The 14,822-nt window shown below is 67.8% G+C and carries 17 protein-coding genes and 1 pseudogene; 6 read left to right on the top strand and 12 right to left on the bottom strand.

All coding sequences use genetic code 11. The features are described from left to right. Positions 1-62: 62 nt before the first annotated feature. Entirely contained in the window at positions 63-269 is a 207-nt protein-coding gene (locus AC07YH_RS21540; RefSeq protein ID WP_494748977.1) for a DUF3126 family protein, read from the bottom strand. 15 nt (positions 270-284) lie between these two features. Continuing rightward, a complete protein-coding gene (locus tag AC07YH_RS21535) occupies positions 285-1,253 on the bottom strand; it encodes a LysR substrate-binding domain-containing protein (protein WP_494748976.1) in 969 nt (322 codons plus the stop codon). A gap of 73 nt (positions 1,254-1,326) precedes the next feature. Between AC07YH_RS21535 and AC07YH_RS21530 the strand changes: the two genes are divergently transcribed. Then, a complete protein-coding gene (locus AC07YH_RS21530) occupies positions 1,327-1,488 on the top strand; it encodes a hypothetical protein (RefSeq protein WP_494748975.1) in 162 nt (53 codons plus the stop codon). Between the two features lie 138 nt (positions 1,489-1,626). Here AC07YH_RS21530 and AC07YH_RS21525 read toward each other — a convergent pair whose 3' ends face one another. From AC07YH_RS21525 to AC07YH_RS21515, 3 genes are all read right to left on the bottom strand, one after another. Next, entirely contained in the window at positions 1,627-2,400 is a 774-nt protein-coding gene (locus AC07YH_RS21525) for a glutaminyl-peptide cyclotransferase (RefSeq protein ID WP_494748974.1), read from the bottom strand. Then, positions 2,401-3,231 (bottom strand): serine O-acetyltransferase, encoded by an 831-nt coding sequence (gene cysE / locus AC07YH_RS21520; protein ID WP_494748973.1) that lies wholly within the window; start codon positions 3,229-3,231, stop codon positions 2,401-2,403. 77 nt (positions 3,232-3,308) lie between these two features. Continuing rightward, positions 3,309-3,956 (bottom strand): NUDIX domain-containing protein, encoded by a 648-nt coding sequence (locus AC07YH_RS21515; protein ID WP_494748972.1) that lies wholly within the window; start codon positions 3,954-3,956, stop codon positions 3,309-3,311. Between the two features lie 35 nt (positions 3,957-3,991). On the opposite strand from AC07YH_RS21515, the gene AC07YH_RS21510 reads away from it, so the two are divergent. The 3 genes and pseudogenes from AC07YH_RS21510 to AC07YH_RS21500 all read left to right on the top strand — a co-directional run bounded on the left by AC07YH_RS21510 (position 3,992) and on the right by AC07YH_RS21500 (position 5,057). Next, on the top strand, positions 3,992-4,609 hold the full coding sequence (locus AC07YH_RS21510; RefSeq protein WP_494748971.1) for a nitroreductase family protein: 618 nt from the start codon (positions 3,992-3,994) through the stop codon (positions 4,607-4,609). A 34-nt stretch (positions 4,610-4,643) separates the two neighbouring features. Next, entirely contained in the window at positions 4,644-4,928 is a 285-nt protein-coding gene (locus tag AC07YH_RS21505) for a hypothetical protein (RefSeq protein ID WP_494748970.1), read from the top strand. Next, positions 4,925-5,057 (top strand): annotated as a pseudogene (locus AC07YH_RS21500) (hypothetical protein). The gene AC07YH_RS21505 and the pseudogene AC07YH_RS21500 overlap by 4 nt, the downstream one beginning before the upstream one ends. 3 nt (positions 5,058-5,060) lie before the next feature. On the opposite strand, the gene AC07YH_RS21495 reads toward AC07YH_RS21500, so the two are convergent. The 3 genes from AC07YH_RS21495 to queF all read right to left on the bottom strand — a co-directional run bounded on the left by AC07YH_RS21495 (position 5,061) and on the right by queF (position 7,449). Then, positions 5,061-5,813 carry a LytR/AlgR family response regulator transcription factor gene (locus tag AC07YH_RS21495; RefSeq protein ID WP_494748969.1) on the bottom strand — a complete coding sequence of 251 codons (753 nt, stop codon included), beginning with the start codon at positions 5,811-5,813 and terminating at the stop codon, positions 5,061-5,063. Then, positions 5,813-6,922 (bottom strand): sensor histidine kinase, encoded by a 1,110-nt coding sequence (locus AC07YH_RS21490; protein WP_494748968.1) that lies wholly within the window; start codon positions 6,920-6,922, stop codon positions 5,813-5,815. Before AC07YH_RS21490 ends, AC07YH_RS21495 begins: the two co-directional genes overlap by 1 nt. A 71-nt stretch (positions 6,923-6,993) precedes the next feature. Continuing rightward, positions 6,994-7,449 carry a preQ(1) synthase gene (queF, locus tag AC07YH_RS21485; protein WP_494748967.1) on the bottom strand — a complete coding sequence of 152 codons (456 nt, stop codon included), beginning with the start codon at positions 7,447-7,449 and terminating at the stop codon, positions 6,994-6,996. Between the two features lie 85 nt (positions 7,450-7,534). Here queF and AC07YH_RS21480 point away from each other — a divergent pair, with 85 nt between their 5' ends. Then, on the top strand, positions 7,535-8,329 hold the full coding sequence (locus tag AC07YH_RS21480) for an SDR family NAD(P)-dependent oxidoreductase (protein ID WP_494748966.1): 795 nt from the start codon (positions 7,535-7,537) through the stop codon (positions 8,327-8,329). Positions 8,330-8,574: 245 nt separating this feature from the next. After that, on the top strand, positions 8,575-9,276 hold the full coding sequence (locus AC07YH_RS21475) for a TorF family putative porin (RefSeq protein WP_494748965.1): 702 nt from the start codon (positions 8,575-8,577) through the stop codon (positions 9,274-9,276). A gap of 58 nt (positions 9,277-9,334) precedes the next feature. On the opposite strand, the gene AC07YH_RS21470 is transcribed toward AC07YH_RS21475, so the two are convergent. The 4 genes from AC07YH_RS21470 to AC07YH_RS21455 all read right to left on the bottom strand — a co-directional run bounded on the left by AC07YH_RS21470 (position 9,335) and on the right by AC07YH_RS21455 (position 14,776). Further along, a complete protein-coding gene (locus tag AC07YH_RS21470; RefSeq protein WP_494749007.1) occupies positions 9,335-10,606 on the bottom strand; it encodes an MFS transporter in 1,272 nt (423 codons plus the stop codon). Positions 10,607-10,617: 11 nt separating this feature from the next. Next, positions 10,618-13,035: a TonB-dependent siderophore receptor gene (locus tag AC07YH_RS21465; RefSeq protein ID WP_494748964.1), complete on the bottom strand. Its 2,418-nt coding sequence runs from the start codon at positions 13,033-13,035 to the stop codon at positions 10,618-10,620. Positions 13,036-13,173: 138 nt separating this feature from the next. Beyond that, positions 13,174-13,899: a GntR family transcriptional regulator gene (locus tag AC07YH_RS21460; protein ID WP_494748963.1), complete on the bottom strand. Its 726-nt coding sequence runs from the start codon at positions 13,897-13,899 to the stop codon at positions 13,174-13,176. A 61-nt stretch (positions 13,900-13,960) separates the two neighbouring features. Beyond that, positions 13,961-14,776 (bottom strand): MetQ/NlpA family ABC transporter substrate-binding protein, encoded by an 816-nt coding sequence (locus AC07YH_RS21455; protein WP_494748962.1) that lies wholly within the window; start codon positions 14,774-14,776, stop codon positions 13,961-13,963. Positions 14,777-14,822: the final 46 nt, after the last annotated feature.

Here is a 14,822-nt window from a genome sequence, read left to right as displayed (position 1 = left end):
CGCCTTAGAAAATGACCACTCTGACCAGATTAGTCAAAATGGTCATTTTTTCAAGCGACGGCCTACTCCAGGTCTTCGCCCAGGATGGCCATTTCGAACATGAACGAGCCGTCCTCGTCTTCGTCCTGGAAGACGACGCCGATGAATTCGCCGGCGACTTCGACCTCGGCCGAGTCCTTCTGCTTCGGGCGCGCCTTCACGGCGATGTGCGGGTTGCCGAAGGTGCGCTTCAGGTGCTTTTCGAGCTTGGCGATGTCGTTGGCGTCCACGGGGGGCCTCTTGGTCTAGCTGTGCGCCCGGGAGCGCGTTATCGGGGCGAAACTAGCGTCCGCGGCGAGCGGCGCAAGCGCTTCCGGCGGAAGAGGTGTGGACGCTCCTTCGGCCAGCAGCCAGTCGCGAAAGAGGACGGCCTCGTCGGTGGCCCCGTCGGGCGGCGTGACGGCCACGATCTTGGCCCGGCCGGGGGTGAAACCGAGGGGCGCGACGAGGCGTCCGCTGGCCAAATCCCGCTGCACGAAGGCCCAGGGTCCGATGGCCACGCCCAGGCCGGCGGCGGCGGCCTCGATCATGTAGAAATAGTGGTCGAACTCCTGCTCGCTGACCGGCGGCGGCAGGGCGTGCGTGATCTCGAAATTGCGGGCCCAGTCCGACCAGCTTTCCAGGAAGGTGCGGGTCAAGAGGCGAGGCATGGCGCAGACCTGCTCCAGGGTCATGCCCGCGACCGCCAGCTCCGGCGCCATCACCGGCCCGTGGAAGTGCTCCATGAACGGCGTGACCACCGAGTCGTAGGTCACCACCGTATCGGGCGAGCGCATGCGAATGGCCAAGTCGACGCCGTCGTCCTTGAAATCGAACGGCCCGTTGGATTCGGCCACTCGCACCGGGATTTCCGGATGCGCGGCCTGGAAGCCCGGCAGGCGCGGGATCAGCCACTTCATGGCGAAGGTCGGCAGGCAGGAGACGACCAGGGGCTTTGGCCCCAGCTGGGCGGGACGCGGCACCGCCGCCTCGATCTGGTCGAAGGCCGGCGACAGGGCCTGGGCCAGCTTCAGCCCCGCCTCGGTCATGCGCAGGCGGGTGCGCGGCCCCTCGGTCAGGGCGACGCCCAGGTGCTCTTCCAGCTGGCGAATCTGGCGGCTGACCGCGCCGTGGGTTACGCACAGCTCGTCGGCGGCCAGGGTCATGCGGCCATGGCGACCGAACGCCTCGAAGGCGCGCAAGGCGTTCAGGGACGGAAGCTGGCGGCGAGCCATGTGAAGAAACCTCACAGAAGGCCGACCGATAAGTCGTTATTCGAGGCCGCGCAACCGATGGATAGTCGCGCGCATGTCCGCCACGCCCTCCCGCATCACCCTCCCCCAGGTCCTGGCCCTGATGGCGATCTGGACCGCCGTGATCTACGGCCTGACGGGCGCGAGGCCGTCGTCCGAAGTCGAACAAATCTCACTGAAGAAGCCCGCCCTGGTCGCCTGCGCCAAGCAGGGCTGATCCGGAAAATTGGGGTCCAGATAAGGGTTGGGCCCCGGGCGCGTTACGCTGCCGGGGCCCAGGTCCGCCCACTAGGTCGGGGGGGCGTAGAGGGGCGGACGTGAGATAAACGCCAGCCCCCGAACGCGGTTCCACCAGCTACTTCGCCGGAAGCAATTTTATTTCGAACAGCTTGGGCCACAGCTTGCCGGTGACGAACAGCCGGTCGCCGGTCGCGTCGTAAGCGATGCCGTTCAGCACATCGTCCTGGGTCCCGGTGACGCCGGCCTCCTTCAAGAGGCCCGCCAGCTCGATCCAGCCGACGACATTGCCGGTCTTGATGTCGATGCGGGCGATGCGGGTGGTCTGCCAGACATTGGCCAGCAACTCGCCCTTCACCCATTCCAGCTCGTTCAGGTTCCGCACCGGCACGCCGTGGTCGGTGACCTCGATGCGGCCCGTCTCCTTCAGGGTGTCGGGGTCGAGGAAGCGGATGAACGAGGTGCCGTCGCTCATCATGATCCGCTTGTCGTCGCGGGTCAGCGCCCAGCCCTCGCCCGGATAGCTGAACTCGCCGATCCGCTCGAAGGTGTCGATGTCGTAGATGATGCCCGTCTCGTCGGTCCAGGTCAGCTCGTACAGCCGGTTCTTCCAGTCGACGATGCCCTCGCCGAAATAGCGGCTGTCGACGATGCGCTCCTGCTCGGAGACGCCGGTCTCCAGGTTCCACTTGCGGATGAACGACCGGCCCTTCAGGCCCGTGCTCTCGAAGATGGAGCCGTCGCGGTAGAACAGGCCCTCGGTGAAGGCCGTGGTGTCGTGCGGATAGGCCTTCACCACGGTGTAGCCGCCGATGGGCGCCGTGGCGGCGAGCGCCGGCGCGCCGACCAGCAGCGCGGCGGCGAACGCGAGGCTACGAAGAAGAGCCCTCACCTAGATCTCGTACGAATAGACGGTCTCGGCCAGGGTGTGATCCATGGTCCGGGCCGGCTCCTCGCAGGTCGGGCAGTTGACCAGGCGGGCGGGCACGCCGGCCGCGGTGCAGTGAGCAGGCACGGGGCGCAGCACCACCGAGCCCGAGGCGATCTTGGCGTAGTCGCCGACCGTGATGTTGCCCAGCACCTTGGCCCCCGCGCCCAGCAGGACGCCGTTGCCGATCTTGGGGTGGCGATCGCCGCGCTCGGCGCCAGTGCCGCCCAGGGTCACGCCGTGCAGCATCGAGACGTCGTCGCCGACCACAGCGGTCTCGCCGATGACGATGCCGGTGCCGTGGTCGATGAACACGCCCTTGCCGATCTTGGCGGCCGGGTTGATGTCGACCTGGAAGATCTCGCTGGCGCGGCTCTGCAGGTAGAAGGCCAGGGTCTCGCGGCCCTCGTTCCACAGCCAGTGCGACACGCGGTGGGTCTGCAGGGCCAGGAAGCCCTTGAAGAACAGGAACGGCTGGACATAGCCCTTGCAGGCCGGGTCGCGCTCGAACACCGCCCGCAGGTCGGCCTCGGCGGCCAGGACCAGACTGGGATCGCTTTCGAAGGCGTCGGCGGCGAACTCGCGCGCCGTCATCGCCCGCATCTCCTGGTCGCCCAGCTTGCGGGCAAGCTGGAAGGTCAGGGCGTCGGCCAGATTGTCATGGCTCAGGATCACCGCGTTCAGCAGCGACGCCAGGGCCGGTTCGTCCTTGGCGGCGTGTTCGGCCTGGTTGCGCAACGCGGCCCAGACGGAGATTTCCGTATCCGCGGTCACGACTTCCAGAGGCTTGGCCATCGGGCTCTCCCTTCCCAGCAGGCAATACTCATAGAGCATCTAGATAAAAAATGCTCCACCGGCGCGACGAACGCCGGCTACGCGAGGATGAGAGCGGCCAGAGCGGCCGGCAGTTCACCTCGAACGGCCATATGGTGCGTTCGGAGCAGTAACGCCACCGTAATTGCGTCAGGCATGTGGCCAGCGGTCGCCGCGTCCAGCGCCTCGCCGAACGGCACGCGGGCCACGGCCAGGTCCTCGGTCTCGTCCGGGGCGGTCTGCGTGGGCGTCAGGTCCATCGCCAAGAAGCCGTAGCAGATCTCGTCGGTGACCGAGTTGGAGAGCTCCATCCGCAGGATCTGGCGCCAGTCGGCGGCGACGAGGCCCACCTCCTCGGCCAGCTCGCGCTTGGCGCCGTCCAGCGGGTCCTCGCCTATCGGCGCGCCGCCTTCGGGCAGCTCCCAGCTGTAGTTAGCGAGGGAAAAGCGGTTCTGGCCGACCAGGGTCACCGTGCCGTCGGCGTGCAGCGGCACGACGCCGATCGCCTGGTTCTTGAAGCCGACCTTGCCATAGAGCGCTGGCCGGCCCGTCGGGGCGATGGCCTGGTACTCGGTCACGGTGATCCAGGGGTTGTCATAGGCGACTTGACTGGACGAGACGCCCCACGGCTTTCCGTGCGGCTTCAGCCAGGCGGGCTTTTCGGACATGCGGCGGCTCGCGACTTGTGGCGGCCGCTCGGCGGCCATAGGTGTGCCGTCTATAGCGCGTCGGAGTATTCGCCATGAACGGTTCTGTTCCCCCCGCCCCCGAATTCGCCGAGACGCTGCCGATCGAGGCCTCGCCCGAGGTCGTCGCCTTCCTGGCCAAGCGCCGCTCGGCCAGCGCCATGAGCCTGGCCGCGCCGGGTCCGGACGACGCGGAGATCGCCGACCTGCTGCGCATCGCCGCTCGCGTACCCGACCACGGCAAGCTGGCCCCCTGGCGGTTCGTGATCCTGAAGGGCGCGGCTAAGGACGCCTTCGCCGAGCGGATCACCAAGCTGGCCGACAGCCAGGCCAATCCGGTCAAGGCCAACGCCGCCCTGCGCAAGCTGACCCGTCCGCCGGTCGCCATCGCCGTGATCTCGCGCTTCATCCCGGGCGAGATCCCCGAGTGGGAGCAGCGCCAGAGCGCCTCGGCGGTCTGTCACCAGATGCTGCTGGCCGCCGCGGCGCTGGGCTGGGGCGCCAACTGGATCACCGACTGGTACAGCTACGACCCACGCGCCACGGAAATCTTGGGCCTGACCGACGGCGAGCAGGTGGCCGGCTATCTCTATCTGGGCACGTCGACGGAAGCCCCGCAGGAGCGCGTGCGCCCGGATGTGGCGGCGATCACCACGGAGTGGAGCCCAGCCTAGAGGCGGGCGTTTCCTCTTCGAATAGGAGACTTCGATGGCCCGCAAAGACCCCTGGACCAGCCTGGCGTTCGACGCGTGGTCGCTGGGGCTGGAAGCCTCTTCGGTCATCGCCCTGCGCACGATGAAACTCGCCGCCGGCGGGGCTGCGGCGCAAGCCGAGGCGCAACTGATGGTCAGCGAGAAGATGGCGGCGGGGATGACCCTGCCAATGCTGGCGATGACCGGGCAGCTGGGCGCGACGGGGCCGGCGATTGCGGCGAAATCGGTGGCGCATTTGCGACGCAAGGTGCGGGCGAACCGGCGACGGTTGTCCAAATAACGTGTCATCCCGGCCGCAGCGAAGCGGAGAGCCGGGACCCAGGGGCCACCGCACTGGACTTAGCCCCTGGGTCCCGGACAAGCCCTGCGGGCTTTCCGGGATGACAAGGTTTTGTGCGCTTGCGGCTAGAGCCTAAACCTCCACCGCCAGTCCCAGCCTCGCCTGCACCGCCTTCACGTACGTCGGCCCGACCGGCACCGCGACGCCGTCCCGCAGCACCAGGGCGATCAGCCCCTTGCCCAGCCGGTTCACCGCCTCCACCCGATCCGGGCTGACGAACGCCGAGCGATGCACGCGGATCATCCGGTTCGGGTCGAGGCCCTGCTCCAGGGCGCTCATGGTGATGCGGTGGATGTGGCTGCGGGTGGCGGTGTGCAGCAGGACGTAGTCCTTGGCCGCCTCGATCCAGTCGATCTCGGCCACCGCCACGCGAACATGGCCGTGGCGGGTGGCCACCCAGATGCCGTCGAGATCGGCCTCGCGCACTGGCGCGGCCTCGTGTTGCTCGAAGGCCTTCTGAAGCGTGCGGCGGCGTCGGGCCCGCTCGACGGCCTGGCGCAGACGGTCGAAGCGCACCGGTTTCAGCAGATAGTCGGCGGCCTCCACCGCGAAGGCGTCGGCGGCATAGACCTCGAAGGCGGTGACGAAGACGATCTCGGGCCGGTGCTCGATCGGCAACGCCGAGGCCAAGGCCAGACCGCTCAGTTCCGGCATCTGGATGTCCAGCATGACGAGATCGGGCAAGGTCTCGGCGATGACCTCCGCCGCCTCACGGCCATTGCGGGCCACGCCGACCAGTTCGGTGTCGGGGATCTGGTCGAACAGGGCCGTCAGCCGTTCCAGGGCGGCGGGCTCGTCATCGACCAGCAGGACCTTCAGCCGCATCAGGCCGCCCTCGCCTGGCTCTCCAGCGTCAGCGGAATGCGCAGCAGCACCAGGAAGCCGCGCTCACGCGGTGCCGCCTGAAGCACGCCGCGCGGGCCGTACAGCACCTCCAGCCGCTGGCGGACATTGGTCAAGCCAACGCCCATGCCGCCGGCGGCGTGGGCGACAGCCTCGCCGTCGTCCTCGACGATCACCACCAGGTCGTCGCCGTCGCGCGAGGCTTCCAGGCGGATGGTCACCGGCCGGCTGGTCGGGGCGACGCCGTGCTTGACCGCGTTCTCGATCAGCGGCTGCAGCACGAAGCTGGGGACCAGCGCCCCGCGCAGTTCGTTGGGGCACGAGAACTCCACGCCCAGCCGATCGCGGAACCGCACGCTCTCGATCTCCAGATAGGCCTGCAGGGTGGCCAACTCGTCTTCCAGCGGGATGATCGCTTGCGGATCGGCCGCCAGGGTCAGGCGCAGGAACTCGGCCAGGCGAGCCAGCATCGACTCGGCCTCGTCGTTGCGGCCGGTGATCACCGCCGACGAGACGGCGTTCAGCGTGTTGAACAGGAAGTGCGGATTGAGCTGGTAGCGCAGGGCGGCCAGCCGCGCGGCGCTGGCCTGGGCCTCGGCCGCCAGGGCCTGGGCGCGGGCGTCGGCCAGCTGGCCTTCGCGCTCGCGCGTCACCCGTACGGCGATCATCATCAGATAGAGCGCGCTCAGCAGGGCGAACATCCAGCCGGCGACCATGAACTGGCTGATGAAGCGGCTGGCGATCAGCCGGGCCGTAGGATGAGCCCCGTCCAGGATGAGGCGCGCCTGGCCGCCCGCCAGCATGTCGAACACGGCCATGGCGAACGCGGCGGCCAGCAGGGTCGGCAGCAGGGCGGTGAAGGCCGCCGGCTGCTCGTCCTGCTCGGTGCGAGCGGCGCGGCGATAAACCAGCACCGACAGGCACAGGCCGCCGACCATGAACAGCAGGAAGCTGGCGATCATCCCGGTCGGCGGCGCCTTGCCGGCGGCCAGGTACGGCAGGCTGAACAGGAAGGTGTCCAGACCCCAGACGCCCAGGGTCAGGATCGCCGCCTGGCGAGACAGATGAGACCGTGAGCCGGCGTCGTTCATGCCGGCAGTCTAACGCAAACCGTTGGCGACGCACCCAAGTCGGACGCGCCACCGTCGGCTTTGGTCGCGGATCAGCCGCGACCGCGGTACGGGGCCACGCCCTGGTCGGGCACCCACAGGCCTTCCGGCGCCGGGCCGGTCTGCCAGAAGACGTCGATCGGGATGCCGCCGCGCGGATACCAGTAGCCGCCGATGCGCAGCCAGCGGGGGGCCGCGATTTCGACGATCTTGCGGGCGACCTTGACGGTGCAGTCCTCGTGGAACGAGCCGTGGTTGCGGAAGCTGGTCAGGTAGAGCTTCAGCGACTTGCTCTCGATCAGCCAGTCGCCCGGGGCGTAGTCGATCACGAGATGGGCGAAGTCCGGCTGGCCGGTGACGGGGCACAGCGAGGTGAACTCCGGCGCGACGAAGCGGGCCAGGTACAGCACGTCGTGCTGCGGATTGGGCACGCGCTCGAGGACGGCGGCTTCGGGGCTGGCGGGCGCGTCGACGACTTGCCCCAGCTGGGTGACGTTGAGATCGGTCATCGCCGCGATTTAGGCCTCGCGCGGCCCGGAGACAAGCCGCACGGCCCCGGCTACAACGTCGCGAACAGATGTTTGGGAGGATATCATGCGGGACTTCGACGGCTTCACGGTGGTGATCACCGGCGCTTCCACGGGCCTGGGCCGCGCGATCGCGGTGGAAGTCGCCAAGCGCGGCGCCGGCCTGGTGGTCGTCAACTACGCCCGCAGCGCCGATGAAGCCGCCGAGACCGCGCGCCTGGTCGAGGCCGAGGGCGCCAAGGCCGTCCTGGTCCAGGGCGACGTCGCCATCGATGAGGACTGCCAGAAGATCGTCGCCGCCGCCGCGCCGACCGGCCGCATCGACGCCCTGTTCAACAACGCCGGCATGACCAAGTTCGCGCCCAACCACGCCGATCTGGACGCGGTCAACGCCGAGGACTTCCTGCGGCTCTATGCGGTCAATGTGGTCGGCGCCTTCCAGATGGTCCGCGCCGCCCGCGCGCTGCTGGAGGCCGCCCCGGCTCCGGGCGCGGTGGTCAACACGTCATCGATCGCCGCCGTCCAGGGCATCGGCTCGTCGGTGCCCTACGCCGCCTCGAAGGGCGCCATGACCACCATGACCCTGTCGCTGGCCCGCTCCCTGGGTCCGCGCATCCGCGTCAACGCCATCTGCCCGGGCTTCATCGACACCCCGTGGTTCAAGGACGTTCCCGACGACTCGATGGAGCGCCTGCGCGCGGGCGCCGCGGCCCAGACGCCGCTGAAGGCCGCTTCTACCGCCGAGGACATCGCCGGCGCGGCGGTCTTCCTCGCCAGCCCAGCTTCTCGGCACGTTACTGGCGAGACTTTGCTGGTTGACGCAGGGCTTCACCTGGGCGGCGCAAGTCTTTCAATGCGGTAAAAGCACAGACAAGCTGCATTCGCTTCCTCGACAGCTGTGACTTCCATACGTCCATTCTGAAGCAAAAGCGTCACACTGCGCTCAAACTTTGGGCGTTGGGCGCCGAACTTGCTGGCGCTTGGAGTCCCTCGGTTGCAACAAAAGACGCGCCCTCAACTAATCCTTGGGGGACGCAAGCGCTTGCAGGCGCGCGTCGGGGTCCGGGTCCACAGCCCGGGGAACGACACAGAAAAGGGGATAGAACTATGAAAGCCATGAAGATCGCGCTGGCCTCGGCCCTCGCCACCGTCGCGCTGTCGGGCGCCGCGATGGCCGAAGAAGCCACCAAGCCCACCATCTCGTTCAACCTGGGCATCACGAACGACTACGTCTTCCGCGGCGTCAGCCAGACGCAAGGCGATCCGGCCATCTCGGGCGGCGTCGACGCCGGCTACGGCATCTTCTACGCGGGCGCCTGGGCCTCGAACGTCGATTTCGGCGTGCCGGACCCGAAGCTCGAAGTCGACCTCTACGCCGGCGTGAAGCCGACCGTGGGCGACACCTCGTTCGACTTCGGCGTGCTGTACTACGGCTACCGCAAGGACAAGAACGGCGCGCCGGGCGCCAACAGCTACACCGAACTGAAGGCCGCCGTGTCGCACCCGGTCGCCGGGGCCACCCTGGGCGCCGCCGTCTACTACTCGCCGGAATGGCCGGGCAAGGGCGGTGACGCCACCTATATCGAAGGCAACGCCGCCATCCCGATCTCCAAGCTCTTCACCCTGTCGGGCGCTGTCGGCCACCAGGAGATCAAGAACTACGGCGACTACAACACCTGGAACGTCGGCATCGGCTTCCTGCTGGGTGAGAACGCCACGATCGACGTGCGCTATCACGACACCGACGAGCACAGCTACGGCAAGATCTACGACAGCCGCGTGGCCGTCAGCCTGAAGGCCGCTTTCTAAGCTTCACGGCTTAGGATCGAAGACGAAGCCGCTCCGGGATTCCGGAGCGGCTTTTTCTTTACGCCGCCGGCTCCTTCGGCGGGCGCATGGCCAGCACGGCGACGAACACCACCGCCGTCACGGCCGCGAACAGCTCGAAGGTCTGCGAGAAGCTTCCCAGCCGGTCGCGCATGGCCCCGGCGATGAACGGCCCCGCGGCTGAGACCGCGCCGACCAGGCAGGTCAGGGAGAACAGCTCCAGGTTCGACTGGCGGCCGTAGTAGTTCAGCAACAGCACCGTCACCGCCAGAACGGTCAGGCCGAAACCGACGCCCGTGCCGATGGCGTAGAGCAGCATCAGGACCGGGCTGACCGCATGGGCCAGGGCCAGCAGGCCGACGACCAGCATCCCTTGCGCGAAGACCAGCAGCCAGCGCGGATCGACCCGGTCGCCCAGCGCGCCGCCAGCCAGACGCGCCAGGGTCTGCATCAGCGACTCCAGGCTCAGCATCTTGGCGGCGATCGCGGCGGCGGCGACCGAAGCGATCCCGGCGGCGACGCCCAGCTCCGTCAGGTGGCTGACCGAGACGCTGGCGACGGTCACGCCGACCAGCAGGTGGCTGAAATAGGCGGCGACCAGGATGTAGAACTGCGGAGTCCGCAGCGCCTGCTTCACCGTCCACTCGTACGCGGTGCGATAGACGCGGGCGTTGGCCGGGGCCTCGCGGGCCTCCTGCTCGACCTCCAGGTCGACCTCGTGGGCGGCGTCGGTCAGCCACTTGGAGCCGCCGACCATCAGGGCGCAGACCAGGCCGACGACGCCGGCCAGCACGGCCTGGACGATCCAGTAGGCCCGCCAGTCGTTGCCGCTCATGCCCATCAGCGTCAGGGTCATCCACGGCCCGGCCGCGCCGCCCAGTGAGCCGAAGGTGAAATAGACGCCGAACGGCAGGGCGCGCTTGCGGAACAGCGACGACAGCACGTGGGTGCCGGGGATCAGGGCCGCCATCTGGAAGCCGACGCCACACGCGGCCGCGCCGGCGTAGTAGCTCGCCAAGCTCTCGGAATTAGCCAGTCCCACGAAGCCGGCGGCCAGCACCGCCGCGCCCAGCAGCAGCGTGCCGCGTACGCCGATCCGGCGGATCAGGATGGCCGGCAGCCACGACGAGGCGCCGGTGAAGACGCCCAGCACGGAAAAGCCCAGGAACGCCTTCTCGAAGCTCCACTTCAGCTCGCCGATCATCGCCGGCAGGACCACACCCAGCGAGCCGTAGGTCGAGGCGGTGATCAGGAACAGCAGCAGACTGAACGCGGCTAGCAGCAGCCAGGGACGGAAGCGGTCTTCGTCAATCTTCGTCACGATCAGAACGTCCGCTTCAGGGTGGCGCGCCACTCCCTCCCCTTGCCCGGCAGCGCGCCGAGGTTGGCGTAGGTGTCGGCGTCGGGGGTGAAATAGAACTTGTTGAACAGGTTATCGATGTTGACCGACAGGGTGTACGGCCCGTGGTTCACGAAAGCTGAAGCGTTGACCAGGGAATAGGACGGATATTGCACGGCGTTCTGCACCGTGCCCGCCGTGCGGCTGACATGACTGACCCCGACCGTCGCCCCGGCCTGGCCCCAGTCGTAGCCCTTGCTGGTATAGGTCCCGTACAGGCTGACCACCGACTTGGGGATCAGGGTGTAGGCGTAGTCGCCGCCGCGGCCCGGCAGGCTGTTGAACGCCCACACCACGTACGAGCCGCCATAGCCCTGCGCGCCGGGCACGCCGGCGGTGTAGGCCGGGATGTACTGGAACGACGTGTCAGGCCCCTTCACCGTCGTGCGCTGGCTGTTGCCGGCGAAGGTGAAGGACAGGCGCTCGGACGCCAGCCAGCGGACCTCGACCTCGACGCCCTTGGCGCGCGTGCCCTGGATGGTCGGGGCGGCGATGGCGCCGGCGATCTGGGTGCGGTTCTGCTTGTAGGCCGCGACCGAGCCGATCAGCGTGCCGCGCAGCAGCTGGAACTTCACGCCGGCCTCTGTCAGGTCCGAGCTCGACAGCCACGAGCCGTCGGCCACGAAGTTGGGCGCGACGTCGCCGGCCTGGCTCATCTCCAGGGCCGCGGCCTTGGCGTAGCTGACATAGGGCATCAGGCCGATCGGCAGCTTGTAGGTCAGGCTGGCGTTCCAGGTCGCCTTGTCGCGATCATCGGCCTGCTGGCCGGCGATGACGTAGCTGAGGACACCTGTGTCCTCGCTCTTGACGCTGTAGTGGTCCCAGCGGCCGCCCAGCACCAGGTTGAAGCGGCCGGCCTCGATGTCGGAGGTGACGAAGACGCCGGTCTGCTTCCAGGTCGAGCGGTTGTCGTTCTCCCACTGCAGGCCGATGTTGCCCGCTTCCGTGTCGAACGGGCTGTCGATGGTGTCGGTGGGCGTGGCGCCGAAGCTGATGTCGCGGCGGTCAAGGGCGATCAGGCCGCTGTTGAAGCTCTCGCGGCGGCGGCCCTCGAACCAGCGGTGCGCGCCGCCGATCAGGGTGCGGGCGTGGACGACCCCGATATCGGTCGGGAAGGCGTAGGTCAGGCGGATCTCGCTGACCTTGGCGTCGGTCGTGGCCGGGTAGCCGTAGGAGACGAAGCGGCGGTTCTCCAGCCGGTCGTGGAACAGCTGCAGCTTGACCTGCCGGTCGTCGCCCAAGTCCTTGGCCAGGTCGAAATAGAGCGTCTGGGTGTTGGTCTTCGAGAAGTCGGCCGGGCTGATATAGACCGTGCGGCGATCCAGCTTGGTCGTGCCGACGCCGGTGTCCAGGGTGTGGGCCGCGTCCGTGCCGGGGAAGCCGTAGTACGGGATGTAGAGCGCGCTGGCGTAGGGATAGGCCCCGATCTCGTTGGGCGTCAGCTTGCCGTTGTGGTCAGCGTCCACCAGCGAGGTGTCACGGCCGGTGATGTAGGTGCGGTTGTCGATCAGGTCTTGCGTCAGGCGGTTCCAGCCGGGCGTCTGCACGTCGCCGGTCGAGTGGAAGGCCATGCCGCCGAAGGCCGTGCTCCAGCCGTTGCCAAGATCGAAGTCCGACGAGACCTCCAGGATCTGCCGGCGCGGATAGATGCCCTTGTAGTAGCTGTGGCTGTCCTCGGCCTCGCCATAGACATAGACCCCGCCCTCGGCTGCGCCGAGGTTCACCGGCGCGCCGAACTGGCCGGTGATCAGCTTCTTGTTGTAGCTGCCGACCGTGGCGGTGATCTCGCCTTCCGGCTCAGCCAGGAAGCGGCCCTCGTCGCGGGCGGATTTCGGGATGAAGTTGACCAGGCCGCCGACCTTGCCGGCGCCATAGACCGGCGTCGGCGGGCCGCGCAGGATCTCGATGCGCGAGGCCCCGCCGATCGGGGTCGAATAGGTGCCGCGGTTCTCCACCCGCTTGAAGCCGCGGAAGTAGTTCTCGGCCAGGGTGCCGCGGATGTTGAGCGCCCCGGGCACGCCGTAGAAGCTGGCGGTGTGGGTGCCCGGCGAGACCTTGGTGATGCCGTCCAGGGTCTGCACGCCGTAACGCTCCAGGGTCACGTCGCTGACCAGGCTGGCCGAGCGCGGGGTCTCGATCAGCGGCTTGGCGATCCCGAACACCGTGTTGCTCGGCTGTTTTTCCAGCAGGCCCGCCTTGTCGCGCGCCACGATGACCACCGCATCGACCTGATCGGCCACCTGTTCTTCCGCACGCGCGGTGAACGCGGTCATGGTCGAAAGGGCCAGGACGCTGGCGGACAGGAGGACGCTTCTGGACGGCATGGGCAGTCGAACCTTCACGCGCCGCCGGACGGGGAGTCCCAACGGTCACGGTCCGATATCTGGGTACGCCTTGACCTTCGTCAAAATGCCTTCTGACATTTCAGTTAAGATTGCGATGGCGCTGTGGCGGGAAAGTCGCAGATTTTCTGGCTGAAGCTAGGCCGCGCCCACGTGCGGCCGGGTCTGGGCCTCGGGCTGCACGTTCAGGATCCGCAGCATCGCGTTGCGCGAGGCCTCGGCATCGCCGCCGGCGATGACGCGGGCGACCTGGCGGTGCTCCTCGATCTCGTCCAGCAGTTCCTGCTCCGTCGCGCCGTTGAACGAGAACACCCAGAAGCGGGCCGCCTTGTGCTGCAGCGGGATCAAGATGCGGGCCAAGGCGAGGTTGCCCGAAGCCCGCGCGACCAGGGCGTGGAAGCGCAGGTCCATGGCCACCAGGGCCGGCAGGTCGCAGGTCTTGGCGGCCGCCTCGCCCTCGGCGAAGACGTCGTACATCGCCTGGGCCTCGGCCTTGGAAGCGTGCTTGGCCGCCAGCTGGGCGCAGTGGGGCTCGATCAGCACCCGGGCGTCATAGCCCTGGCGCAGTTCCACCAGGTCCAGCGGCGCGACCGTCGTGCCCGAGCGGGCCCGGCGGATCACCAGGCCCTCCAGCGCGAGGCGCCCCAAGGCGTCGCGCACGCCGGCCAGGCCGGTGTCGTAGTGGGCGGCCAGCGACTGCTCGTCCAGCCGCGCCCCGGCCGGCAGCTCGCCCAGGATCAGGTCCAGCAGGATGCGCTCATAGACCTTGGTCTTCTGCAGATCCGGCGACCAGTCCTCGAGGCCCGAGGAGTTGGCGACGTCCAGCACCAGGGTGCGAGCGGCGTTGAGCGAAGGCGAGGCCATGGGCGATCCGTGAGCGGCGGGTCGCTGATAGGTAGTGTGAAATTTCAGAAGGCGCTAGCGACTAGAACGCAGGCACCACCGCGCCCGCGTACTTCTTCTCCAGGAATGCCTTCACGTCCGGCGAGGTCAGGGCGGCGGCCAGCTTCTTGACGCGCGGGTCGTCCTTGTTGTCCGGACGGCCGACTAGGTAGTTCACGTACGGGCTGGTCTTGTCCTCGGCGATCAGCGCGTCCTTGGACGGGTTCAGCTTGGCGTCCAGCGCGTAGTTGGTGTTGATCACCGCCAGGTCGACCTGATTGAGGATGCGCGGCAGGGCCGGCGCTTCCAGCTCCTTGAACTTCAGGTTCTTCGGGTTGGCGGTGATGTCCTTCAGCGTGGCCAGATCGGTCTGGTTCTTAAGGGTGATCACGCCGTTCTTGGCCAGCAGCAGCAGGCTGCGCGCCTCGGTGCTGGCGTCGTTGGGGATGGCCACGGTCGCGCCGTTCGGCACGTCGGCGATCGACTTCCACTTGGTCGAATAGGCCCCGATCGGCTCGACGTGGACGCCGGTGATCGTCACCAGGTTGGTGCCCTTGTCGCGATTGAAGTCGTTCAGATAGGGCAGCGTCTGGAAGTAGTTCACGTCGATGTGCTTCTCGGCCACCTGGGTGTTGGGCTGCACGTAGTCGTTGAACACCTTGATCTCGAGGTTCAGGCCCTCGGCGGCCAGCTTCGGCTTGATGAACTCCAGCACCTCGGCGTGCGGGATCGCCGTGGCGGCCACGGTCAGGGTGTTGGGCGCGCTGGCCTTGGGCTCCTTGGGGCCGCAGGCGACAAGAGCCATGGCGGCGAGGCCGAGGACGAGGAAAGCGCGACGGGCGGCCATGAACGGCTCCATAAATCGATCAGACGGGTAGGGTTTTGCCCGCTCAGCCGCGTCGGAG

Source organism: Caulobacter sp. GW456-12-1-14-TSB4 (assembly GCF_059424195.1).
This window is presented reverse-complemented; position numbering and strand designations above follow the sequence as displayed.

Coding starts and splice junctions, on each gene's coding strand:
- AC07YH_RS21535 (WP_494748976.1), bottom strand. CDS start 1,253: ATGGCTCGCCGCCAGCTTCCGTCCCTGAACGCCTTGCGCGCCTTCGAG.
- AC07YH_RS21455 (WP_494748962.1), bottom strand. CDS start 14,776: ATGGAGCCGTTCATGGCCGCCCGTCGCGCTTTCCTCGTCCTCGGCCTC.
- AC07YH_RS21515 (WP_494748972.1), bottom strand. CDS start 3,956: ATGGCCGCCGAGCGGCCGCCACAAGTCGCGAGCCGCCGCATGTCCGAA.
- AC07YH_RS21495 (WP_494748969.1), bottom strand. CDS start 5,813: ATGCGGCTGAAGGTCCTGCTGGTCGATGACGAGCCCGCCGCCCTGGAA.
- cysE (WP_494748973.1), bottom strand. CDS start 3,231: ATGGCCAAGCCTCTGGAAGTCGTGACCGCGGATACGGAAATCTCCGTC.
- AC07YH_RS21480 (WP_494748966.1), top strand. CDS start 7,535: ATGCGGGACTTCGACGGCTTCACGGTGGTGATCACCGGCGCTTCCACG.
- AC07YH_RS21460 (WP_494748963.1), bottom strand. CDS start 13,899: ATGGCCTCGCCTTCGCTCAACGCCGCTCGCACCCTGGTGCTGGACGTC.
- AC07YH_RS21475 (WP_494748965.1), top strand. CDS start 8,575: ATGAAAGCCATGAAGATCGCGCTGGCCTCGGCCCTCGCCACCGTCGCG.
- AC07YH_RS21505 (WP_494748970.1), top strand. CDS start 4,644: ATGGCCCGCAAAGACCCCTGGACCAGCCTGGCGTTCGACGCGTGGTCG.
- AC07YH_RS21530 (WP_494748975.1), top strand. CDS start 1,327: ATGTCCGCCACGCCCTCCCGCATCACCCTCCCCCAGGTCCTGGCCCTG.
- AC07YH_RS21490 (WP_494748968.1), bottom strand. CDS start 6,922: ATGAACGACGCCGGCTCACGGTCTCATCTGTCTCGCCAGGCGGCGATC.
- queF (WP_494748967.1), bottom strand. CDS start 7,449: ATGACCGATCTCAACGTCACCCAGCTGGGGCAAGTCGTCGACGCGCCC.
- AC07YH_RS21510 (WP_494748971.1), top strand. CDS start 3,992: ATGAACGGTTCTGTTCCCCCCGCCCCCGAATTCGCCGAGACGCTGCCG.